Source organism: Chenggangzhangella methanolivorans (assembly GCF_042648545.1).
Lineage (GTDB): Bacteria > Pseudomonadota > Alphaproteobacteria > Rhizobiales > Methylopilaceae > Methylopila > Methylopila methanolivorans.
Window position 1 is genome coordinate 194,322 of the sequence record NZ_JBHRXS010000016.1, and the last position, 22,025, is coordinate 216,346.

Annotated in this window: 25 protein-coding genes and 1 other RNA gene; 17 read left to right on the forward strand and 9 right to left on the reverse strand. The window is 68.6% G+C overall.

The genetic code is table 11. The annotated features are described in order from the left end of the window. Positions 1–444 precede the first annotated feature (444 nt). The 4 genes from ACFOWB_RS22900 (at position 445) to ACFOWB_RS22915 (ending at position 2,208) form a co-directional block, all read left to right on the forward strand. Complete coding sequence (locus ACFOWB_RS22900) at positions 445–1,011, forward strand: GbsR/MarR family transcriptional regulator (protein WP_378149588.1); 567 nt, start codon at positions 445–447, stop codon at positions 1,009–1,011. Beyond that, entirely contained in the window at positions 1,008–1,406 is a 399-nt protein-coding gene (locus ACFOWB_RS22905; RefSeq protein WP_261404639.1) for a hypothetical protein, read from the forward strand. Before ACFOWB_RS22900 ends, ACFOWB_RS22905 begins: the two co-directional genes overlap by 4 nt. Before the next feature lie 163 nt (positions 1,407–1,569). Further along, positions 1,570–1,899: a TM2 domain-containing protein gene (locus tag ACFOWB_RS22910; protein WP_261405682.1), complete on the forward strand. Its 330-nt coding sequence runs from the start codon at positions 1,570–1,572 to the stop codon at positions 1,897–1,899. A gap of 42 nt (positions 1,900–1,941) precedes the next feature. Then, the gene (locus ACFOWB_RS22915) at positions 1,942–2,208 is read left to right on the forward strand and encodes a hypothetical protein (protein WP_261404640.1); all 267 of its coding nucleotides are present in this window, start codon (positions 1,942–1,944) and stop codon (positions 2,206–2,208) included. 175 nt (positions 2,209–2,383) lie between these two features. Here ACFOWB_RS22915 and ACFOWB_RS22920 read toward each other — a convergent pair whose 3' ends face one another. Continuing rightward, entirely contained in the window at positions 2,384–3,127 is a 744-nt protein-coding gene (locus ACFOWB_RS22920) for a YebC/PmpR family DNA-binding transcriptional regulator (RefSeq protein WP_378149591.1), read from the reverse strand. A gap of 442 nt (positions 3,128–3,569) precedes the next feature. Here ACFOWB_RS22920 and ACFOWB_RS22925 point away from each other — a divergent pair, with 442 nt between their 5' ends. Both ACFOWB_RS22925 and ACFOWB_RS22930 read left to right on the forward strand, forming a co-directional pair. Continuing rightward, positions 3,570–5,867 carry an FdhF/YdeP family oxidoreductase gene (locus tag ACFOWB_RS22925; RefSeq protein WP_261404641.1) on the forward strand — a complete coding sequence of 766 codons (2,298 nt, stop codon included), beginning with the start codon at positions 3,570–3,572 and terminating at the stop codon, positions 5,865–5,867. Then, entirely contained in the window at positions 5,864–6,154 is a 291-nt protein-coding gene (locus ACFOWB_RS22930; RefSeq protein WP_261404642.1) for a hypothetical protein, read from the forward strand. The genes ACFOWB_RS22925 and ACFOWB_RS22930 overlap by 4 nt, the downstream gene beginning before the upstream one ends. Positions 6,155–6,162: 8 nt before the next feature. On the opposite strand, the gene ACFOWB_RS22935 is transcribed toward ACFOWB_RS22930, so the two are convergent. The 8 genes from ACFOWB_RS22935 to ACFOWB_RS22970 all read right to left on the reverse strand — a co-directional run bounded on the left by ACFOWB_RS22935 (position 6,163) and on the right by ACFOWB_RS22970 (position 10,141). Next, positions 6,163–6,429, reverse strand: coding sequence for a YARHG domain-containing protein (locus tag ACFOWB_RS22935; protein ID WP_261404643.1), 267 nt, complete (start codon positions 6,427–6,429; stop codon positions 6,163–6,165). Between the two features lie 62 nt (positions 6,430–6,491). Beyond that, entirely contained in the window at positions 6,492–7,316 is an 825-nt protein-coding gene (locus ACFOWB_RS22940) for a TIGR00282 family metallophosphoesterase (RefSeq protein WP_261404644.1), read from the reverse strand. A 107-nt stretch (positions 7,317–7,423) separates the two neighbouring features. Beyond that, positions 7,424–7,549 (reverse strand): EncA/B family entericidin, encoded by a 126-nt coding sequence (locus tag ACFOWB_RS22945; protein ID WP_261404645.1) that lies wholly within the window; start codon positions 7,547–7,549, stop codon positions 7,424–7,426. Between the two features lie 86 nt (positions 7,550–7,635). After that, positions 7,636–8,232 carry a 5-formyltetrahydrofolate cyclo-ligase gene (locus ACFOWB_RS22950; RefSeq protein ID WP_378149595.1) on the reverse strand — a complete coding sequence of 199 codons (597 nt, stop codon included), beginning with the start codon at positions 8,230–8,232 and terminating at the stop codon, positions 7,636–7,638. A 14-nt stretch (positions 8,233–8,246) separates the two neighbouring features. Beyond that, a non-coding RNA gene (gene ssrS, locus ACFOWB_RS22955) (6S RNA) lies at positions 8,247–8,408 on the reverse strand. 77 nt (positions 8,409–8,485) lie between these two features. After that, positions 8,486–9,253 carry a hypothetical protein gene (locus ACFOWB_RS22960; RefSeq protein ID WP_378149597.1) on the reverse strand — a complete coding sequence of 256 codons (768 nt, stop codon included), beginning with the start codon at positions 9,251–9,253 and terminating at the stop codon, positions 8,486–8,488. A 227-nt stretch (positions 9,254–9,480) separates the two neighbouring features. After that, a complete protein-coding gene (gene zapA, locus ACFOWB_RS22965; protein WP_261404647.1) occupies positions 9,481–9,852 on the reverse strand; it encodes a cell division protein ZapA in 372 nt (123 codons plus the stop codon). A gap of 4 nt (positions 9,853–9,856) precedes the next feature. Beyond that, positions 9,857–10,141 (reverse strand): DUF4164 family protein, encoded by a 285-nt coding sequence (locus ACFOWB_RS22970; protein ID WP_261404648.1) that lies wholly within the window; start codon positions 10,139–10,141, stop codon positions 9,857–9,859. Positions 10,142–10,451: 310 nt separating this feature from the next. On the opposite strand from ACFOWB_RS22970, the gene tkt reads away from it, so the two are divergent. From tkt to ACFOWB_RS23025, 11 genes are all read left to right on the forward strand, one after another. Beyond that, on the forward strand, positions 10,452–12,443 hold the full coding sequence (gene tkt, locus ACFOWB_RS22975) for a transketolase (protein WP_378149601.1): 1,992 nt from the start codon (positions 10,452–10,454) through the stop codon (positions 12,441–12,443). 236 nt (positions 12,444–12,679) lie between these two features. After that, positions 12,680–13,690 carry a type I glyceraldehyde-3-phosphate dehydrogenase gene (gap, locus tag ACFOWB_RS22980; protein WP_378149603.1) on the forward strand — a complete coding sequence of 337 codons (1,011 nt, stop codon included), beginning with the start codon at positions 12,680–12,682 and terminating at the stop codon, positions 13,688–13,690. Positions 13,691–13,832: 142 nt separating this feature from the next. Then, complete coding sequence (locus tag ACFOWB_RS22985; RefSeq protein WP_261404651.1) at positions 13,833–14,405, forward strand: putative glycolipid-binding domain-containing protein; 573 nt, start codon at positions 13,833–13,835, stop codon at positions 14,403–14,405. Beyond that, positions 14,405–15,601: a phosphoglycerate kinase gene (locus tag ACFOWB_RS22990; RefSeq protein ID WP_261404652.1), complete on the forward strand. Its 1,197-nt coding sequence runs from the start codon at positions 14,405–14,407 to the stop codon at positions 15,599–15,601. Before ACFOWB_RS22985 ends, ACFOWB_RS22990 begins: the two co-directional genes overlap by 1 nt. A 230-nt stretch (positions 15,602–15,831) precedes the next feature. Continuing rightward, positions 15,832–16,419, forward strand: a complete 588-nt coding sequence (locus ACFOWB_RS22995; RefSeq protein WP_261404653.1) for a hypothetical protein — start codon at positions 15,832–15,834, stop codon at positions 16,417–16,419. A 102-nt stretch (positions 16,420–16,521) separates the two neighbouring features. Continuing rightward, entirely contained in the window at positions 16,522–17,490 is a 969-nt protein-coding gene (locus ACFOWB_RS23000; protein ID WP_378149607.1) for a class I fructose-bisphosphate aldolase, read from the forward strand. Between the two features lie 296 nt (positions 17,491–17,786). Continuing rightward, the gene (locus tag ACFOWB_RS23005; RefSeq protein WP_261404654.1) at positions 17,787–18,419 is read left to right on the forward strand and encodes a thiamine phosphate synthase; all 633 of its coding nucleotides are present in this window, start codon (positions 17,787–17,789) and stop codon (positions 18,417–18,419) included. Continuing rightward, entirely contained in the window at positions 18,416–19,585 is a 1,170-nt protein-coding gene (locus tag ACFOWB_RS23010; RefSeq protein ID WP_378149609.1) for a tetratricopeptide repeat protein, read from the forward strand. Before ACFOWB_RS23005 ends, ACFOWB_RS23010 begins: the two co-directional genes overlap by 4 nt. 88 nt (positions 19,586–19,673) lie before the next feature. Continuing rightward, positions 19,674–20,237: an elongation factor P gene (efp, locus tag ACFOWB_RS23015; protein ID WP_261404656.1), complete on the forward strand. Its 564-nt coding sequence runs from the start codon at positions 19,674–19,676 to the stop codon at positions 20,235–20,237. A gap of 173 nt (positions 20,238–20,410) precedes the next feature. After that, positions 20,411–20,986: an NADPH-dependent FMN reductase gene (locus ACFOWB_RS23020; RefSeq protein WP_261404657.1), complete on the forward strand. Its 576-nt coding sequence runs from the start codon at positions 20,411–20,413 to the stop codon at positions 20,984–20,986. A gap of 170 nt (positions 20,987–21,156) precedes the next feature. Further along, on the forward strand, positions 21,157–21,942 hold the full coding sequence (locus ACFOWB_RS23025; protein WP_261404658.1) for an inositol monophosphatase family protein: 786 nt from the start codon (positions 21,157–21,159) through the stop codon (positions 21,940–21,942). Positions 21,943–22,025: the final 83 nt, after the last annotated feature.

The following is a 22,025-nucleotide window of genomic DNA, read 5'->3' on the forward strand; positions in this document are numbered from 1 at the left end:
TGATGGCGGCAGATCGAGCGCCCTCTCTGCGTCCACGGAACGCCCCCGGGCGGGCGGCCTGCGCCCGAACCTCGGCCCGTCATCCCGGGCCTGACCCGGGATCCAGACGCGGCGGCGGCGCAGGGCTGGAGCCGACGAGATGGTTCTGGATCCCGGCTCTCCGGCCGGGATGACGGCGGCGGATGGCGCGCCCTCTCTGCGTCCGCGGAGCGCGCCGGGCGGGCGGCCTGCGCCCGAACCTCGACCCGTCATCCCGGGCTTGACCCGGGATCCAGACGCGGCGGCGGCGCAGGGCTGGGGCCGACGAGATGGTTCTGGATCCCGGCTCTTCGGCCGGGATGACGCCGACGGATCGAGCCTTTCGAGCTGCATCGTCTCCCCGCCCCTTGACACCGCCCGTCATTTCAGTAATTTCAGTGTTGACTGAAATAACGGAAATTACAGATGACGCCGCTGATGGAACGCTTCGTCCTGCATTGGGGAGAGATGGGCGCGCGCTGGGGCGTGAACCGCTCGGTCGCGCAGATCCACGGCTATCTGTTCATCGTCGGCCGCCCGGTGGACGCCGACGAGCTGACCAGGGAGCTCGCGATCTCGCGCTCCAACGTCTCGGGCAGCCTCAAGGAGCTCCAGCAGCTCGGTCTCGCCCGCCTCGTCCACCGGGTCGGCGACCGCAAGGATCACTTCGAGACGCTGGGCGACCCGTGGGAGATGGCGATGCAGGTCGCCGAAGCCCGCCGCCAGCGGGAGATCCAGCCGACGCTCGACGCGCTGAAGGCGCTCTCGGAAGAGGCGAGCGGCGACAAGGAGACGCCGGAGATCACGAGGCGGCGCATCGTGGAGCTCTCGGCCTTCGGGCAGGAGCTCGACGTCTGGTACCGCGAAATCAAGCGCCTCCCCATCGGCACCCTCAGGGGCCTGATGCGGATGGGCGCGAAGATCGCCCGGTTCATCCCGGGCGCCCGGGCCGATGACCGGCCCAAGCCCAAGACCGATGGAGAGCAGTCATGACCTTCGCGACCGTCAATTATCTCGCCTACATCGCCATCAGCGCGGCGCTGACGATCTGGGTCGCGCACACGCTCTCGACCCGCGGCCGAGTGTTCCTGGTCGAGTTCCTGCGCGGCAACGAGACGCTCGCGGACTCGATCAACCATCTGCTGGTGGTGGGCTTCTATCTCGTGAACCTCGGCTACGCGATGCTGGCCATGAGCTACGGCGAGAAGCCCGAGACGGTCGATGGCGTGCTGGAGGCGCTGTCGTTCAAGGTGGGTCTCGTGATGCTGGTGCTCGGCGCGACCCACTTCTTCAACATGTCGATGATCGCGCAGTTGGGTAAGAAGCTCGACCGCTTCTTCCAGATGCAGCGGGGCGAAGGGGGCGCTCAGGCCGCGCCCGCAAAGTAAGCGGCGTCAGCCGGGCCCGGAGCGCAGGCTTCGGGCCCGGCTTCCTTACCGCGGCGCGCGCGGACGTGATCGCGGCCGCCGCCTTGGCGCTTGCATCTCTCGAAGGTCAGCGGGCAAGCCGAACGCCAAAGCCGCAGGGCGAAGGAGGCGAACCTTGGCGAGAGTGCCCCGCGTCACAAGCCACGACGCCCTGTCCGAAGAAGCCGCGCCAACGGCGCGGCAAACGCCGCCTGCGCGCAAGACCATGTGGGTCGCCTATGCGCTGCAGATCATGGGCGGGGGCGGCTTTCTGGGGCTCCACCGCTTCTATCTCGGCTACAAGCAATCCGGCTACGCGCAACTCGCGCTCGGCGTGACGACGCTCTTCCTGCCGCTCATCATAGGCGGCAACGACTTTCAGTATCTGCTGATCCCGCTCGCGCTCATCTGGTATCTCGTCGACCTCTTCCTGATCCCGGGCATGGTGCGCAGGGCGAACGGCGCGGAAAGCTGAAGCCCACTGGCGCATCGGAAGGCGAGCCACGATCATCAGCCGATGATCGAGGCTCTCGTCCGTTTCGTCGCCGGCGTGCTGTGGGAGTTCATCCTCTACGGCACGGGACGCCTCGCCCTCGCAGCCCTCAGCTTCGGCCGCGCGTGGGCCGAGGCGATGCAAGGGGAACGGACCGAGTTTCCGTGGCATGGCTTTGGCCGCGACGCCTCCGGCTTGCTCGTGATGTCGCAGACCTGGACCGGGCTTATTGGCGGCTCCGTCTGGATGTCGGCCCTCTTCGCGCTGCTCGTAGCGCTCGGCCGCATCTAGACCTGGGACGACGACTCCCTTCGTCAGCGCCCCCTCCACGAGAACAAACCGGCGCCTCACGATTCGTTCTCCCGTGACCGAACGGGGAACGGCGGGGCGACGCCCAAGTCCTAAGAAAATCTGAACATTTTGGCCGAGCGACGGAACGCTCGGCCACGGCGCGCAGCCCGGCCCGTCAGCCGAGCTTGGCCATCACCTCTTCGGAGATCTCGTAGTTCCCGTGCACGTTCTGCACGTCGTCGTCCTCGTCGAGGCTGTCCAGCAGCTTCATCAGGCTCGTCGCCTTCTCCTCGTCGAGCGCGGTCGTGACGTTCGGGCGGAACACCGCCTTCACGCTTTCGGGCTCGCCGAGCGAGGCCTCGAGCGCCTTCGACACCTCGTTGAGATCTTCGAACGCGCAGGTGACGACGTGGCTCTCTTCCGAGGACTCGCAGTCTTCCGCCCCGGCCTCGATCGCGGCCTCCAGCACCTTGTCGGCTGAGCCGGCCTTCGCCGGATAGACGATCTCGCCGACGCGGTTGAACATGAAGCCGACCGAGCCGGTTTCGCCGAGCGCGCCGCCGGACTTGGTGAAGTAGGAGCGCACGGCCGACGCCGTGCGGTTGCGGTTGTCGGTCAGCGCCTCGACGATGATGGCGACGCCGCCCGGGCCATACCCCTCGTAGCGCACCTCTTCGTAGTTCTCGGTGTCGCCGCCAGCCGCCTTGTTGATGGCGCGCTGGATGTTGTCCTTAGGCATCGACTGGGCCTTGGCGGCGGCCACCGCGAGGCGCAGGCGCGGATTCATGTCGGGATCGGGCAAGCCGGCCTTCGCCGCCACCGTGATCTCGCGGCCGAGCTTTGAGAAGAGCTTGGCGCGGACCGCGTCCTGGCGGCCCTTGCGGTGCATGATGTTCTTGAACTGCGAATGCCCGGCCAAGGGAGTCTCCGGCGGTTCGCGGACGCTCCGGGGCGCCGGTCGGGCGCGCGCGGCGGGCGGCCGCAGATTTTCAGGATGCGGGCTTATAGAGGCGCGCGGGCCCGAAAGGAAGCCGGGCGCGCGGACGACGGCCGGGAAGCCTTCCCAACGCGCCATGCGCCCGGCGCGGATGTGCCATGCTGCTACGCAACACAGGCGATCTCTTTTTCGTCGTGAGCCGATCGCGGGCGACATCGCCCCGCAGCCCCAGCGCCAAGAGATTGATCAGATCTGACAATCGACTTGGGTTGTGACGAGTTCCAGCCAGCGGGATTGAAAGGCGTCGCCGATCAAACCATCGACCGTGCGGATAATAGAAAATTATTGTTGAGTTAGGTGGTTGCACTTAGCTTCCGACCGCACGAAGCCAGCGGTCGAGCCGCTTGATTGATAGACGTTTCAAATGACAGACGCTGCTCCCGCACTGAAGAAATCGAAGGCAGCCGGCGGTTGGGGAGCCCTTCGCAGTTGCGGTAAGCATCTGCTCGCGAGCGGCTCCGCGCTCGCTGGCGCGAAGGCCATGCTGAAGGCCAACCAGCCCGACGGTTTTGATTGTCCCGGCTGCGCCTGGGGCGACCCGGAGCACGGCTCGTCGTTCGAATTCTGCGAGAACGGCGTGAAGGCGGTCGCCTGGGAATCGACCGAGCGGCGTGCGACGCCGGCGTTCTTCGCCAGGCACACGGTGAGCGAGCTCCGCGGCTGGAGCGACTACGACCTCGAAAATGTCGGCCGCCTCACCCATCCCATGCGCTACGACGCCGCGACCGACCGCTACGTCGCGGTCGACTGGGCGGACGCCTTCGCCGAGATCGGCGCCGAACTGCGCAAGCTGAACTCCCCGAACGAGGCCGAGTTCTACACCTCGGGCCGCGCCTCCAACGAGGCCGCGTTCCTCTACCAGCTGTTCGCGCGAAGCTTCGGCACCAACAATTTCCCCGACTGCTCCAACATGTGCCACGAGGCGAGCGGCGTCGGACTGATCGCCTCCATCGGCATCGGCAAGGGCACGGTGCTGCTTGAGGACTTCCACCACGCCGACGCCATCTTCGTGATCGGGCAGAACCCGGCCACCAACCATCCCCGCATGCTCGGCGACCTGCGCAAGGCCTCGATGCGCGGCGCGCGCGTGGCGGTGCTGAACCCGATCCGCGAGCGCGGACTCGAGAAGTTCGCCGACCCGCAGGACAAGATCGAGATGCTGCGCGGCGGCGCGACCTCGATCGCGACCCACTACTTCCAGCCCAAGCTCGGCGGCGACATGGCGGCGATCCGCGGCGTCGCCAAGATCGTGTTCGCGCGCGACGACCTCGAAAAGGCCGCCGGCCGCCCGAGCCTGCTGGACGAAGAGTTCATCGCCCGGCACACGCACGGCATCGAAACCTGGCGCGCCGAGGTGATCGCCACTCCCTGGGGCCACATCGAGGATCAGTCGGGTCTCACCTACGACGAGATCGAGACGCTCGCCGACGTCTATCTCGGGGCCGAGCGCGTCATCGCCACCTGGGCGATGGGCGTGACCCAGCACAAGCATTCCGTCGCCACCGTCCGCGAGATCGCCAACCTCCTGTTCCTGCGCGGCCATGTGGGGCGCGAGGGCGCGGGCCTCTGCCCCGTGCGCGGCCACTCCAACGTGCAGGGCGACCGTACGGTCGGCATCAACGAGAACGCGCCAGGCTGGTTCCTGGACAATCTCGACAAGGAGTTCGGCATCGCCTCGCCGCGGACGCCGGGCCACAACGTGCTGCACGCGATCCACGCGATGGTGGAGGGTCGGTCCAAGGCCTTCATCGGGCTTGGCGGCAACTTCGCCCGCGCGACGCCCGACACGCCGGTCGTCGAGGCGGCGCTGCGCGCCTGCAGGCTCACCGTCCAGATCGCCACCAAGCCGAACCTCGGCCACATGGCGGTGGGCGAGGTCGCCTATCTGCTCCCCTGCCTCGGACGCACCGAGATCGAGCGCAATTCCAAGGGCAAGGTCCAGATCGTCACCGTCGAGGATTCGATGTCGATGGTCCACGGCTCGGGCGGCATCAACAAGCCCGCGTCGCCGCATCTCAAATCCGAGGTCGCGATCATCGCTGGCATGGCGGCCGAGGCCGTCGGCTCGCAGGTCATCGACTGGGCCGCGATGGCGGACGACAACGATCTCATCCGCGATCGCCTGTCGCGCGTCATTCCGGGCTTCGAGGACTACAACGTCCGCGTCCGCAAGCCGCGCGGCTTCTGGCTGCGCAACTCGGCGACCGAGCGCGAATGGCGGACGCCGTCCGGCCGGGCGGAGTTTTCCGCCGCGCCGCTCCCCGTCGAGGTGGAGCACCAGAGCGCCCGCAAGACCGAGGGCCAGTTCGTGCTGCAGACCTTCCGCAGCCACGACCAGTACAACACCACGGTCTATGGCCTCGACGACCGCTATCGCGGCGTCTACGGCGAGCGCCGTGTCGTGTTCATCAATCCGCAGGACATCGCCGCGATGGGCGCCGAGCCGAACGCGCGCGTCGACGTTCTGGGGTCCTCCGAAGACGGCCGCGCGCGTGTCGCCGAAGACTTCCGCATCGTGGCCTACGACATCCCCAGGGGCTGCGTAGCCGGCTACTATCCGGAGCTGAACGCCGTCGTGCCGTTCAACAAGGCCGGCGAGGGATCGGACACCCCGCTCTCGAAGTCGACGCTCGTGACCTTCCGCCAGCGGAGCGGCGCATGAGCGAGGCCGACGCTTTCCTCGCCCGCGTCGAGGCGATCGCCGAGAGCCAGAACCTTCAGCCGCTCGAGGCCGCTCTGGTGGTCTCCGTCGGCGAAGGCGTCGCGCGCGACACGATGAGTTTCGGGCGCGTCTTCGGCGTCGGCCATGCGCTGGCGCTGCGCGCCGCCGCAGCGCTCGAGGGCGGGCTGCTGCGCGCCACCTCGACCAGCGCGAAAAGCCGCCGCATGCGGCTGGAGCTCACCGAGGCCGGCGCCGCGCTGTTCGGCGGGACCGCGCAGGCGGCCTGAACCGCCGCTTAGCGCGGACAGGCGTTCTCGCGCTCCTGCCTCTGGATATCGGCGACGTCGGCGCGCTGGCGGGCCGACAGCGGCACGTCCGCAATGTCGTCATATTGGCAGCCGGCGTTCCCAAAAGCCTTGATCGCCTTGGCCGTCTTGAAGCAGTAGCCCGCGTCCTTGTAGATCGCGTTGCGCTCGCCCCAGAGCTCGTCGCAGGGGAACCGGGCAAAAGCCGGCGTCGCGAACAGGACGAAGCCGAAACAGGCGGCTGCGGCGATCTTCATGTCGTCTTCCCCCGAAAATGGTCGCCCGCAGGCTACGATGCGGCGCGCAGACGCGACAGCCCTTAGATTTCCCAGAACTCCGGGCGGGCCTCGCTGAGGCAGCCGCCGATCCGCACGGGCGCGACCCTGGTCGCGAGCCCGCGTCCGTCGAGCTCCACCGCGATGCCCGACAGCGTCCCCTCGCCCTCCGCCGGCTCGAAGCGCCCGGACGGAAGCTTGCGCAGGAAACGGTGCACCGGCTCGTCCTTTTTCATGCCCAGAACGCTGTCATAGTCGCCGCACATGCCGGCGTCCGACATGTAGGCGGTGCCGCCCGGAAGGATGCGGTGGTCCGAGGTCGGCGTGTGGGTGTGGGTGCCGACCACGAGGCTCGCGCGGCCGTCGGCGAAATGTCCGAACCCCTGTTTCTCGCTCGTCGCCTCGGCGTGGAAGTCGACGATCACGGCGTCCGCCCCCTCGCCGAGCGGACAGGCGGCGAGCTCGGCCTCGACGGCCCGGAACGGATCGTCGAGCGCCGGCGCCATGAACACCTGCCCCATGACGTTGACGACGAGCACGCGCGCCCCGTTCCTCGCCTCCACGAGCGCCGCGCCGCGGCCGGGCGTGCCCTTCGGGAAGTTCACCGGGCGGATCAAGCGCTCGGCGCGCTCGATGAAGACCAGCGCCTCGCGCTGGTCGAAGGAATGGTTGCCGAGCGTGACGGCGTCGCAGCCGGCGGCCAGAAGATCCTCGTAGATCGCCTCGGTGATGCCGAAGCCGCCGGCGGCGTTCTCGCCGTTGATCACCACAAGGTCGAGCGACCAGCGCTCGCGCAAGGCCGGCAGGCGCTCCGCCACCACGGCCCGGCCGGGACGCCCGACGACGTCGCCGAGGAAGAGAAGTCGCATGACGAGATCCTGAAACGAAAACGCGCCGCCGCCTTCAGGCGACGACGCGTTTCCTAAACGAGGCGCGCAGCCTCGTCATGATCTGATTGCGGCGAGGTCTTTTCGCCTCAGCGGCCGGTCGCGGCCCGCCCGGTCGCCGCGACGTCGTTGCGCACGCCGCGCACTGTGTTGGCGCAAGCCGAAAGCGCGACGGTCGTAAGGATGAGCGAGGAGACGATGAAGAGGCGGGTCATGGCGCAGTTTCCCGATTTCGACCGCGCGGGCGCGCGGCATGTGACGTCAGCGTGAAACAACGCTCGAACGCCGGCTTGGTTCGCGGTCAGCGTCCCAAAATACCGTTCTCGGTGAGCACGAAATCGATCCGCTGGTCATGTTCGGCCACAGGAACGTCTTCGACCTCTTGCGCTGCGAACGCGACGCCGATCGCGAGCGCCGCTCCCTTGGCCCTCAGTTTTTCGAGCGTCCGGTCATAGAAGCCGCCGCCATAGCCGATACGCCCGCCCTGCCGGTCGAAAGCGGAGAGCGGGGCGAACAGCAGGTCGGGCTCGACCTCGGCCGCGCTGTCCGGAGGCTCCTTCAGGCCGAACGGCCTGTCTTCGAGAACGTCGCCCGGCCGCCAGCGGCGGAAGACGAGCGGCTCGCCCTTGGCGACGATCACCGGAAGGCAGAGCGGCACGCCGGCGGCGCTCAGCTTCCTCGCCAGCGGCAGCATGTCGATCTCGCCCTTCACGGGGAAGAACAGCGAGACGCAGGCCGGTCGTTCGTCCGCGACGATCTCGCCGCCGAGCGCCGCGATCGCCCGTCCCGCGGCCGCCCGCTCGGCCTCGCCGATCGCGGCCCGCGCGGCGAGCGCGGCCTTGCGCACCACGGCCTTCCGGGCGGCGACGTCGTCAGGCTGTTGCGGGGCTTCAATCATGTCGGAAGGAAAAGCGCGGAGCCACGATGGCCGTTGGACGGTAAGATCCCGGGACACCTACAGAGTAGGTGGGCGCCGTAAATGGCCAAGACCACGGTCGAGGCCAGGGACAGCTCCCGTTCGGAATCGTAAGGGCCCGGGGATTCAAGTTGTCCTGACGCACCCCGCAGCACCGCCGGACAAAGATAGGCGAGCCGGATGCGCCGCGCTAGTGGCGACGTCGACCCTTGATGAGGTCAAGTCATCGGCCGCGTCAGTCGACGTCGCAGCCCTCGGCCATCTGGCGCCTCAGCGGCGCGCAATTCTTCGCAAGCTGCGCGATCGCCCGGCTCGCGCCCGCGAGGGGAACCTCTGTCGGGCTGTCGAGCCTTGCAAGATCGCCGGCGGTCTCGACGACCAGGGGACCGCCGGCGCCATCGAGCGCCAGGCGCGTGACGCCGTCATCGGATGACAGCGAGCGCATCGGCTCCTTCAGGAGCAGGAGCGTTCCGGACGACCTGATCCGTGCAATGTCAGAACCGCAGTAGTCGCTCTCGATTTCGAACAGGTCCCCGGCCGCCGGATAGGGACCGCCGCCGCCGACCGCAAAGGGCGCGTTCCAGATGGACACGAACCATCCGGGCCCTGCGCGCGAGGGCGACAGCCCTCGGGTGAAGCGCGTCGCGACCGCATAGCCGTGCGGCTCGCCATTCGCCCGCGGCGCCGGACAAGCGAGCCCGAAAGCCTCGCTCCCGACCTCGACATAGGCCGAGAGCCCGAGCCTCCGATGCTCCCCGTAGGTCCAACGGCCGGGCTCGGGCGCCTCCGAGCGACGCTCAGGCTTCGCGCGCTGCTTGCGCTCCGGCTTTCCGGAGCAGCGACGCTCGGCGCAGCGCATATAGGCGGGATCGTCAGCGCCCTTCGAGTCCGCGAGGCATCGCCAGATGCAGCGCTGGGCCTCCATCGGATAGTCCTCGGCCGCCGCCGGCCAGACCACCACCATCAGCCCAAACGCGATCATCGCCGCGAAACCCGCTTTCATCGCCGCCCCCTCAGCGCCTTCGCCTCCAACAAGGCCGAGGAGATGCTAAGGGGAGAGGCGTCGGCGAGAGATCACAAGGTTGTGCGAAAACGATGCGGCAACCGACATCACTCCCCACCAGAGAAAGCGCCACAACCGGAGCGAAACAGGTTTGTTGAGGGAGCGACGGCTCGGCGATCGGTCAAGCGGCGCGCACGGCTGGCTATAGGCTCGTCGGCCGTCCGATCTCAGTCCCGCCGTGCGCCCTCGCCGAGTTCGTTCGCCAGCCGCTCCAGCCGTTCGGCTGCGGCGGCGAGCTGCTCGGCGACGTCGGCGTGGCGCGCGTCGAACTGCTTGGCGACGTCGTCGCCCGCAAGCCTCAGGCTCGCGATCTCGGTCTCGAGCGCCTCGTGGCGGCGCTTCGCCTCGGAAAGCTCGTCCGCCATCATGATGGCGGTCATCACGGAAAGGCGGATGTCGCCCACCTCGCCGAACTGGCCGCGCAGCTGGCCGAAACGCTCGTCGACCATGCGGCCGAGCGAGAGCAGGTGCTCCTCCTCGCCCTCGCCGCAGGCCATCTTGTAGTCGCGCCCGCCGATCTGGACCGTCACCTGCGCCATCGCTTCAGGCTCCGGCTTCGGAGAGGACGCTCTCGACGGCCCCGATCGCCGCGTCGAGACGACGGCCGACCTCCTGCTCGAGCGTGCGATGCCTGGCTTCGGAGGCTTCGGCCTTGGCGGCCGACAGGTCGAGCAGATCGGCGAGGCGCTGACGGTCGTCGGCGAAGGCCTGCAGCTCCTCCTCGCGGGCGCGGGCGGCGTCGACCGTGTCGAGCGCGCGCGTCGCCGCGGCCTCCGCGGCCTCCAGCGCCGCGTTGAGCCGCCTCAGCGCCTGGTCGAGATCGCCCACTCTGTCCGATGTCCCCGTGGCCGGCGGCCGAAAACACTTACGGCCGCAACGTCTTGCCGCGCGACTTTAGGGGGCCGCGCCAAAAGCCGTCAATCGCCGGCTGCGCTCCGTCCACCGGCGAACGGCGCCGGCGCAGCCGGGGGAACGAAGTCTGACTTTCGCGCCTTGCACGGTTGATAGGGGCGTCGCGCGAGTTGACTCGCGGCGCCGCCGTCCTAAACGTCCCGCGCGACATCGACGGGGCGCACGCCCCACCCTACGACCTACCGGGCGCAGCCTCTTAGCGCCTCGAACCGATCGGACCAGCCCCATGAGCGACGCCGCGACCCAACGCCGGATGGCGAACGCGATCCGCTTCCTTTCGATGGACGCAGTCGAGAAGGCCAATTCCGGCCATCCCGGAATGCCCATGGGCATGGCGGACGTGGCGACCGTGCTCTTCACCAAGATCCTGAAATATGACGCGACCGACCCGTATTGGGTCGACCGCGACCGGTTCGTGCTCTCGGCCGGCCACGGCTCGATGCTGCTCTATTCGCTGCTCCACCTGACGGGCTCGAAGGAGATGACCATCGAGCAGCTCAAGAACTTCCGGCAGGTCGGCTCCAAGACCCCCGGGCACCCTGAGCGCGGCCACACCGAGAGCGTCGAGACCACCACGGGCCCGCTCGGCGCCGGCATCTCGAACGCCGTCGGCATGGCGCTCGCGGAACGCATCCTCGCGGCCGAATACCCGACCGTGTTCGGCCACCGCACCTTCGCCTTGTGTTCCGACGGCGACCTGATGGAGGGCATCTCCCAGGAGGCGATCGCGATCGCGGGGCACTACCGGCTGTCGAAGCTCGTCTTCCTCTATGACGACAACGGCATCTCGATCGACGGCCACACCTCGCTCTCGGACTCGGTCGACCAGGTCGCCCGCTTCAAGGCCTGCGGCTGGAACGCCGTCCATGTCGACGGCCACGACGCCGACGCCGTCGAGGCGGCGATCAAGGCGACGGAAGGCTCCGACAAGCCGACGCTGATCGCCTGCAAGACCGTCATCGGCTTCGGCGCGCCCAACAAGGGCGGCACCGAGAAGGTCCACGGCTCCGCGCTCGGCGCCGACGAGATCGCGGCGGCCCGCAAGCATCTCGGCTGGGACTACGAGCCCTTCGTGGTGCCCGACGACCTGAAGTCGCTCTGGCTCGAGGCCGGCAAGCGCGGCCAGGGCGCCCGCAAGGAGTGGGAGAAGCGCTTCGAGGCGCTCGAGACGGGCGTCCGCAACGATCTCGAACGCCGCCTCCACGGCGACCTGCCGGAGACCTTCGCCAAGGCGATGGCCGACTACAAGGCCAAGCTCTACGCCGAGCCGAAGGAGCTCGCGACCCGCAAGGCCGGCGAAGCCGCGCTCACCGTGGTGAAGGGCGAACTGCCGGAGCTCGTTTCGGGCTCGGCCGACCTCACCCCGTCCAACAACACGCTCACCAAGAACATGACGGTGATCTCGCCCGAAGGCGGCGGCGGCTCCTTCATGCATTGGGGCATCCGCGAGCACGGCATGGCGGGCGCGGTGAACGGCATGGCGATCCATGGCGGCATCCTGCCGGTCGGATCGACCTTCCTGGTGTTCTCCGACTACTGCCGCCCGTCGCTGCGGCTTGCGGCGCTGATGGGCATCCGCGTCGTGCAGGTCTTCACTCATGACTCGATCGGCGTCGGCGAGGACGGCCCGACCCACCAGCCGGTCGAGCATGTCGCGGCGCTGCGCGCGATCCCGAACCTCAACGTCTTCCGCCCCTGCGACGGCATCGAGACGGCGGAGGCCTGGGAAGTGGCGGTCGCCTCGAAGACGCGGCCGAGCATCTTCGCGCTCACCCGCCAGAACCTGCCGCAGCTCCGCCTGAAAGACGCCGGAGAGAACCTCACGGCCAAGGGCGCGTATGAGCTGCAGGCCGCCGAGGGCGCGCCGATGGTCAGCCTGTTCGCCTCGGGCTCGGAAGTCAGCCTCGCGGCCGAGGCCAAGATCGCGCTCGACGCCGCCGGCGTCCCGACCCGCGTGGTGTCGGTGCCTTGCATGGACCTCTTCAACGACCAGAGCGGCGCCTATCGCGCGGAAGTGATCGGCACGGCGCCGGTCAAGATCGCGATCGAGGCGGCGATCCGGATGGGCTGGGACTCGATCGTCGGCTCGGACGGCGGCTTCGTCGGAATGTCGAGCTTCGGCGAAAGCGGGCCGTACAAGGAGGTCTACAAAAAGTTCGGCATCACGACCGAGGCGGTCGTGGCGCTCGCAAAGGACATGAGCGCTTCAGCGGCGTGAATGGCCTTCACGACGAAAAGTCATAGCGCTTCTACGGCTTTTCGCTCTATAGGACGGCCAGCCGGCTGTCATGCCCGAGCTTGTCTCGGGTATCCACGACTTGATCGTAGGGCGTCGCGCCGAACGAAGTCGTGGATACCCGGCTTTGCCGGGCATGACGCCGCGGATGAGTCTTGCGGCCGGCCGACGGATGGATAAGTGCGCCGAACAGGCGCCGACGAGAGGATGGGACGAAAATGACGGTGAAGGTCGCGATCAACGGTTTCGGGCGCATCGGCCGACTGGTGCTCCGGGCGATCGTGGAGTCCGGGCGCAAGGACATCCAGGTCGTGGCCATCAACGACCTCGGCCCGGTCGAGACCAACGCCCACCTTCTGCGCTACGACAGCGTCCACGGCCGCTTCCCGGCCGAAGTCACCGTCAACGGCGACGTCATCACGGTGGCGGGCCACGGCGACATCAAGGCGACCGCGATCCGCAACCCGGCGGAGCTGCCGCATGGCGAGCTCGGCGTCGACATCGCGCTCGAATGTACCGGCCTCTTCACCGCCAAGGACAAGGCTGCGGCGCATCTGACCGCCGGCGCCAAGCGCGTGATCGTCTCGGCCCCGGGCGACGGCGTGGATCTCACCGTCGTGTTCGGCGTGAACCAGGACAAGCTCACCAAGGACCACCTGATCGTCTCGAACGCCTCCTGCACGACCAACTGCCTCGCGCCGGTCGCCAAGGTGCTGAACGACGCGATCGGCATCGACCATGGCTTCATGACGACGATCCACTCCTACACGGGCGACCAGCCGACGCTCGACACCATGCACAAGGATCTCTATCGCGGCCGCGCCGCCGCGCTTTCGATGATCCCGACCTCGACCGGCGCCGCCAAGGCCGTCGGCCTCGTGCTGCCGGAGCTCAAGGGCAAGCTTGACGGCACCGCGATCCGCGTGCCGACCCCGAACGTCTCGGTGGTGGACTTCAAGTTCGTGGCCAAGCGTCCGACCTCGGTGCAGGAAGTCAACGACGCCATCAAGGCGGCGGCGGCGGGCCCGATGAAGGGAATCCTCGACGTCGTGGACGCGCCGCTCGTCTCCAGCGACTTCAACCACAACCCGCATTCCTCGTCCTTCGCGCTCGACCAGACCAAGGTGCTCGAAGGAAACTTCGTGCGCGTGCTGAGCTGGTACGACAACGAGTGGGGCTTCTCGTCCCGCATGTCCGACACCGCGGTGGCGATGGCGAAGCTCATCTGACGGACAATGCGTGCTTCGAGACGCGCGTCTTGCGACGCGCTCCTCGAGCCATGAGGAGCGTTGAGGCAAACCTCGACCTCCCTCATGCCGAGGAGGCCGCGCCAGCGGCCGTCTCGAAGCGCGCAGTTCGTTCCCGCCGCCCATGACCTCCTTTCCCCCTCCCCGCCCCATCACCGCCCGCTGGCGCTCGCTCGACTGCGGCGGGCTCGACCATGCGGTGATCGCGCCCGAGGAGGGCCGCATCGTCGTGCGCGGCACGATCGTGGGCGCGCGCGGCGGGGCGGCTCCTTACGGCGTCTACTACCGGCTCGACCTCGACGAGGCCTGGCGCGTGCGCGAGCTCGCGCTTGGCACGGCGGACGGGCGCGGCCTGCACCTGCTCTCCGACGGCGCAGGCCATTGGGCGAACGGCACGGGCGAGCATCTCCCCCACTTCGACGGCTGCCACGACGTCGATCTCGCGGGCACGGCCCTCACCAACACGCTGCCGATCCGCCGCCGCCCGTGGGAAGCGGGCATGCGATCGGAGCTCAAGATGGTCTATGTGCCGTTCGACAGTTTCGAACCGGTCGTCGACCTTCAAATCTACACATGCGTTGAGGCCGGCCGCCGCTTCCTCTACGAAGCCGCGGACCGCAGCTTCTCGGCCGAACTGTCGATCGACGCGGACGGTCTCGTGACTGACTATCCCAGCCTCTTTGAACGGGTGCTCTGATGGCCGCCTTCAAGACCCTCGACGACGTCGACGTCGCCGGCAAGCGCGTGCTCGTGCGCGTGGACCTCAACGTGCCGATGGACGGCGACCGGGTCACCGACGACACGCGCCTGCGCGCCATCGAGCCCACGCTTCGCGAGCTCGCGCAGAAGGGCGCCCGGACCATCCTGCTCGCCCATTTCGGCCGCCCGAAGGGCAAGCGCGACGAGAGCCAATCGCTGAAGGTGGTGGTGCCGGCGCTCGAAAAGACGCTGATGCAGGACGTCCAGTTCGCCGACGATTGCGTGGGCGAAGCAGCCGAGGCCGCGGTCGCGAAGCTCGCGCCCGGCGACGTGCTGCTGCTCGAGAACACCCGTTTTCATGCCGGCGAGGAGAAGAACGAGCCGGACTTCGCCGCCTCGATCGCCAAGCTCGGAGACATCTATGTCAACGACGCCTTCTCGGCCGCGCACCGCGCCCACGCCTCGACCGAAGGCGTCGCCAGGCTCCTGCCGTCCTATGCCGGCCGCGCCATGCAGGCCGAACTCGAGGCCCTCGCCAAGGCGCTATCGTCTCCTGAGCGCCCCGTGGTGGCGGTCGTCGGCGGCGCGAAGGTCTCGACCAAGCTCGACCTCCTCGGCAACCTCGTGTCGAAGGTCGACTATCTCGTCATCGGCGGCGGCATGGCCAACACGTTTCTGGCGGCTCATGGCGTCGACGTCGGCAAGTCGCTCTGCGAGAAGGATCTGGTCGGCACCGCGCTGGAGATCGAGCAGAAGGCCAAGGCCGCCGGCTGCACGATCGTGCTGCCGAGCGACGGCCGGCTCGCCAAGGAGTTCAAGGCCAACGCCGAGAACCGCGTCGCCCCAGTGACCGAAGTCGGCGCCGACGAGATGATCCTCGACGTCGGCCCGAAGGCTTCGGCGGAGGTCGGCGAGGTGTTCGCCAAGGCCAAGACGCTCGTGTGGAACGGCCCGTTCGGCGCCTTCGAGATCGAGCCCTTCGACGCGGGCACCAACGCGGCGGCGCAAAAGGCGGCGGAGCTCACCGAAGCCGGAAAGCTGCTGTCGGTCGCGGGCGGCGGCGACACCGTCGCGGCGCTCAACCATGCGGGCGTCGCGGACAAGTTTTCCTATGTGTCGACCGCCGGCGGCGCCTTCCTCGAATGGCTCGAGGGCAAGGAGCTCCCGGGCGTCGCGGCCCTCAGCCGGGGCTGAGAGCGCGGGACGTGTGTCCAGCCGTCATGCCCGGCGAAGCCGGCCATCACGACTTCGGTCGACATCGCGCTTTACGATAAAGTCGTGGATGCCCGCGCAAAAGCGCGGGAATGACGATGTCGTCGCCTCTTCACGAACCGCCGCTTACGTAATTTTACCGACTGGCCGCTTGGCGGACGCCGGCTTATCGTCGCTCGATTAGCGACCCGCCGTCTCGGGGATTGTCGGCGATGCGTGTCTTGCGTCCGCTCGGACGGGCTCTTGTGATCGCGGCGGCGCTCGCCGCGGCGCCGGGCGTCCATGCGCAGCAGGGGCCGCGGCAGAAGCCCACCGCCAAAGCTCCCGAGACCAAGGCGCCTGAACCCGGCTCCATCAAAGGCTTCTGGAAGTTCGGCTCGACGGTGATCGCGGTCGCCGAAAAGCCCGATCCTGCGCTCGGCTCCTGCTATGTCGGCATGCCGGTCGGGGCTTCTTATGTCGATTTCGACGACGAGGGGCGGCTCGCGATCCAGTTCACCTCCGAGATGATCGCCCAGCGCAACGGGGCCCCGACCGAGCTCGGCAAGGCGAGTTTTTCGGGCGCGGCGCTGCTGCGTTACGGGCCGAACGGCGAGGGCCGCCTCGAATTCGTGGCCAAGGGCGCAGGGTTTTCGGGCGGCGCCGAACACTTCTTCGACAGCGCCTTTCCGGTGAAGGATTTTTCCGCGACGCTCAACGGCGGCCTGCTGAACGTCCAGTTCAAGTTCGCGGTCGACGCCTTCCCGGGCCGCTGTGTTTTCAGCGTCACCGGCGTTTACTACAAGGGCGTGTATCGCTAGTCGTCCGTCCTGACGCGCCGCGTCGCCCGCGACAAGCGCGCCGACGCGCCCTATAAAGGCCGCGCGACATCTGGAACCGTTTGAAGAGCTTCCGAGAGGACGATGAACGTCTCGACCCCGATCACCGGCGGAACCCGCCTCGCCATCACGCCGCGCGTCCGCGAGATCCTGTCCTGGTACGAAAGCGACAATCCCGGGACGAAGGGAAACCTCGTCCGCCTGCTGATGACCGGCAAGCTGGCCGGCACCGGCAAGCTCGTCATCCTGCCGGTCGACCAGGGCTTTGAGCACGGCCCGGCGCGCTCGTTCTCCGTGAACCCGGCGGCCTACGACCCGCACTACCACTTCCAGCTCGCGATCGACGCAGGTCTCAACGCCTACGCCGCGCCTCTCGGCATGCTGGAGGCCGGCGCCGACACCTTCGCGGGCCAGATCCCGACCATCCTGAAGATGAACAGCGCCAACTCGCTGTCGCGTCTCAACGAGGACGCCGACCAGGCGGTGACGGCGTCGGTGGCGGATGCTGTCCGCCTTGGCTGCTCGGCCATCGGCTTCACCATCTATCCGGGCTCCGACCAGGCCTATGACCAGATGGAGGAGATCCGCGAGCTGGCGGCGGAGGCCAAGTCCGTGGGCCTTGCGGTCGTGGTGTGGTCCTACGCGCGCGGCGGCGAGCTCGACAAGGCCGGCGAGACCTCGGCCGACGTCATCGCCTACGCCGCCCACATCGCGGCGCTACTCGGCGCGCACATCATCAAGGTGAAGCCGCCGACCGAGAAGATCGCGCTCGCCCCGGCCCAGAAGGCCTACGAGAAGGGCAAGATCCCGCTCGGCACGCTGGAGGACCGCATCCGCGACGTCGTGAAGAGCTGCTTCAACGGCCGCCGCATCGTGATCTTCTCCGGCGGCGAGGCCAAGGCCGACGCCAACGCCGTGCTCGACGAGATCCGCCAGATCGCCGCCGGCGGCGCCTTCGGCTCGATCATGGGCCGCAACGCCTTCCAGCGCCCGCGCGAGGAAGCCATCAAGCTGCTCGACGACATCATGGACATCTACGCCAAGGCGGGATGAGCCGATCGAACTGCGTCATCCCGGGCGGCCCGTTTGGCGTTGTCCGGGATCGCTTTCCTGAATGAACGCCGGCTTTGCCGTCATGCCCGCGCGGCCGCGCGGGCATCCACGACTTTCTGGGATCGTAGAGCCCGACGCCGAAGTCGTGGATACCCGAGCAAAGCGCGGGCATGACGGGAGTGTTTCTCACGCTCCGTCTGCTGGGTCTGCAGACCGGCGTCGATACGACCTTCCGCCCCGCTTTCGCCATTTCCCGGCGTGACACAGCGCGTCCCGGACCGCTATTGATCGCGCCCATGACCGACGCGCCCGCTCCCCGCCTTCTGCTGATCACGCCCGTGCTCGCCGAGATCGACGCCTTCGAGGCGACGCTCGAAAGCGCGGTGCTGGCCGGCGACGTGGCCGCCGTCGTCATCCGCCTCGCGCCGGCCGACGAACGCACCCTTCTCGCCCGCGCCAAGGCGCTGGTCTCCGCCGTGCAATCGGAGGGCGCCGCGGCCCTGCTCGCGGGCGACGGCGTCGAGGAGATCGTGGGCCGCTCCGGCGCCGACGGCGTCCATGTCGCGACCGCCGTCGAGGCGATCGAGGCGATCGAGCGTTTCGCGCCCGAGAAGATCGTGGGATGCGGGCCGCTGGTCTCGCGCGACGAAGCGATGTCGGTCGGAGAGGCGGGCGCGGACTATGTGCTGTTCGGCGCCGACGACGCCGATTTCGAGCAGACGCTCGAGCGCGTCGGCTGGTGGGTCCCGATCTTCCAGACGCCCTGCGTCGGCGTCGCTGCGACCATCGACGACGTGTCGGCGCTCGCGCGGGAAAACGTCGAGTTCGTCGGGCTCGGCGACGCCGTCTGGCGCAACGAGGCGGGCCCCGCCGCCGCGGTCGCCGCCGCCGAGGCCATGCTGTCGCTCGCGCGGGCTCCCGGCTCGTGAGGCCGCTCGGCGCGAGGAGGATCGGCGCGACGCTGCTCGCCCTGCTCGCGGCCTCGCCGGCGCTCGCCGCGGAGCCGGCGAAGCGGCCGGCGCCGCCGCGCGAGAAGGCCCAGGCCGCCGCCCCCGAAATCGTCAGTCCCGAGCTGCCGATCCCGAGCTTCCGCGAGATGATGCAGCTGACGCCCGGCCCGAGCGCGCCGCAGGCCCAGCCGGCGCCCGAAGGACCGGTCGACCCCAACGCCGACGTCGCCTTCGGCGCCTATCAGCGCGGCTTCTATCGCCAGGCCTTCGAGGAGGCGACCCGCCGCGCCGCCGCCAACCCGCCCGACCCCGCCGCCATGACGCTGCTCGGCGAGCTCTACGCCAACGGCTACTTCGTGCCGCGCGCGCCCAAGCTCTCGCTCGACTGGTACGGCCGCGCGGCGCAGGCCGGCGACCCCAAGGCGATGACGGCGCTCGCGCTCGCCCATCTCCAGGGGAACGGCGGCGCGAAAGACGAGACCGCCGCGATGGCGCTGTTTGAGCGCGCGAGCGAGAAGAACGAGCCCGAGGCGCTCTACAACCTCGCGGTGCTGCGGCTGGAGCGCGGCGGCTCGCCCCAGCAGACCGCCGCCGCCGCGCGGCTGATGAAGCGCGCGGCTGAACTCGGCGAGGCGGCGGCGCAATACGCCTACGCCGCGCTGCTGAAGGAAGGGCGCGGCGTCGAGCGCGACCAGTCGGCCGCGGCCGAATGGATGCGCCGCGCCGCCGAGCAGGACGACGTGGCGGCGCTCGTCGAGTACGGGATCATGGTGTTCAACGGCGCCGGCGTCGTGAAGAACGAGGCGGAGGCGGCGCGCCTCTTCCGCCGCGCCGCAGACCAGGGCAACCCGATCGGCCAGAACCGGCTCGCGCGGCTCTACGCCTATGGCCGCGGCGTCGAGCGCGACGCGGCCAAGGCCGCCGCCTGGCACAAACTCGCGAGTCGACAGGGCCTTCGCGACCCCTGGCTCGAAGGCTTCGCCGAGACCTTGCAGCCGGAGGATCGGGCCGCGGCCGACGCGCTCGTCGAGCGTTGGAGCGAGGGTTTCGGACCGGTGGCGCGGGTGGCGGCGGCTCCCGCGGCCTCCGCCGCCACGTCGCCTCAACCGACCGCCGCGCAGGCGCCGACCTCCGCCAAGCCTTGACGCGGGCGCCTCGCGCGGGCAAACGACGCCCGACCGCGCGGGTTGAAACGCGCGCGGGCCCCAATCGAGCGCCCGAAAGCCAAGTCCCATGAAGATCAACGGCAACCAGATCACGCCCGGCATGGTCATCCAGCACGACGGCGGCCTCTGGGCCGCGGTCAAGACCAACGCCGTCAAGCCCGGCAAGGGCGGCGCCTTCAACCAGGTCGAGCTCAAGAACCTGATCGACGGCCGCAAGCTCAACGAGCGCTTCCGGGCCGACGAGACCGTCGAGCGCGTCCGCCTCGAGCAGAAGGACTTCCAGTTCCTCTACGCCGAGGGCGACGACCTCGTCTTCATGGACACCGCCACCTACGACCAGATCACGATCGCGACCGACTTCATCGGCGAGCGCGCGGCCTTCCTGCAGGACGGCATGACGGTCACGGTCGAGATGCACGAGGAGCGCCCGATCGGCGTCAAGCTACCCGATCATGTCGTCCTCGAGATCGTCGAGGCCGACCCCGTCGTGAAGGGCCAGACCGCGGCCTCCTCCTACAAGCCCGCCAAGCTCGAGAACGGCCTGCGCGTGATGGTGCCGCCCTTCATCGGCACCGGCGAGCGCATCGTGGTCGACACCAACGAAGTCACCTATCTGCGCCGCGCCGACTGACCCACGAGCGCGACGTCTCCACGCCCCTCCCCACTTGCGGGAGAGCGCAAGGGTGATGGGCGCCGGCGGCGCCGGTTCCGGAAGAGGCGTCGCCCACGCCCCTCATCCGACCTCCGCCTTCGGCTCCGGCCGCCTTCTCCCGCAAGGGGAGAAGGACGAAAGAAGGAGACGGCATGTCCCTCACCCTCCCCGTCCTCTACGGCTCGGTCCGCAGCGAGCGGCAGGGGATCACGCTCGCCCGCCACGTGACGGAGGCGCTGCGCGCGCGCGGCCATGACGCGCCGCTGATCGACCCGATCGAATTCCGCCTGCCGCTGCTCGACAAGATGTACAAGGAGTACAAAGGCGACGCGCCGCCCGTGCTCGCGGAGCTCGCCGGGATCTACGCCAGGGCCGACGGCTTCGTGATCGTCTCGGGCGAGTACAATCACGGCGTTCCGCCGGCGCTGAAGAACCTGCTCGACCACTTCCTCGAGGAGTATTTCTGGCGTCCGTCGGCGATCGTGAGCTATTCGGCCGGAAGCTTCGGCGGCGTCCGCGCCGCGATGCAGCTGCGAATGACGCTCGGCGAACTCGGGATGCCCTCCATCCCCTCGACCTTTCCGGTGCCGGCGATCGGCAAGGCGTTCGGCGAGGACGGCAAGCCCGCCGACGAGAAATTCGAACGGCGCTTCGACAAGTTCGCCCGCGAGCTCGAATGGTACGCCGAAGCGCTGAAAGCCAAGCGCGCCGAGGGCGTGCCGTACTAAGGGGATTGCTCTCCGACGAACTGCGTGCTTCGAGACGCGCCTTCGGCGCTCCTCAGCATGAGGGGCGTTGGTGGAACGCGAAATGACCCTTCATGGCTGAAGGAGGCCCGGCAGGGCCGTCTCGAAGCACCCAGTTCGCTGATCCAACGCCTCAAGATCGAAAGTCCCAAATGCCCCGCTCCCCCGTCATGCAGGTCATGGTCCAGGCCGTCACCAAGGCCGGCCGCGCGCTCCGCCGCGATTTCGGCGAAGTCGAGCAGCTCCAGGTCTCGATGAAGGGGCCGGGCGACTTCGTCTCGGCCGCCGACCGCAAGACCGAAGAGCTGCTGCGCGCCGAGCTCACGCGCGCCCGGCCCGGCTACGGCTTCCTGATGGAGGAGAGCGGAACGATCGCGGGCACCGACCCCGACCACCGCTGGATCGTCGACCCGCTCGACGGCACCACCAACTTCCTCCACGGCATCCCGGTGTTCTCGATCTCGGTGGCGCTGGAACGCTCCGGCGTGCTGGTGGCGGGCGTGGTGTTCAATCCCGTCACCGACGAACTCTACACCGCCGAGCGCGGCGCCGGCGCCTTCCTCAACGACCGTCGCATCCGCGTCGCCGCACGCCGCGACTTCACCGACGCGGTGATCGCGACCGGCATCCCCCATCTCGGCAAGCCCGCGCATGACCGCTTCCGCGAGGAGCTCGCGCTCGTTCAGTCGAAGGTTTCGGGCGTCCGTCGCTTCGGCTCGGCGGCGCTCGATCTCGCCATGGTGGCGGCCGGCCGGTTCGACGGCTTCTGGGAGCGCCACCTGCAGGCCTGGGACGTGGCGGCGGGAATCGTGCTCGTGCGCGAGGCCGGCGGCTTCGTCACCGACGCCGACGGCTTCGACAACATGCTGGCGCGGGGCACGATCGTCGCCGGCAACGAGACGATGCACGACTCGCTGCTGAAGCTCGTGAAGCAGTAACGGACACGCGGCCCGCCCGCGTCCGCCGACAGGAGCGGACGCAGCCGAAACCTCCTGCGGACCGTGTCCTGCGCGCGCTATCG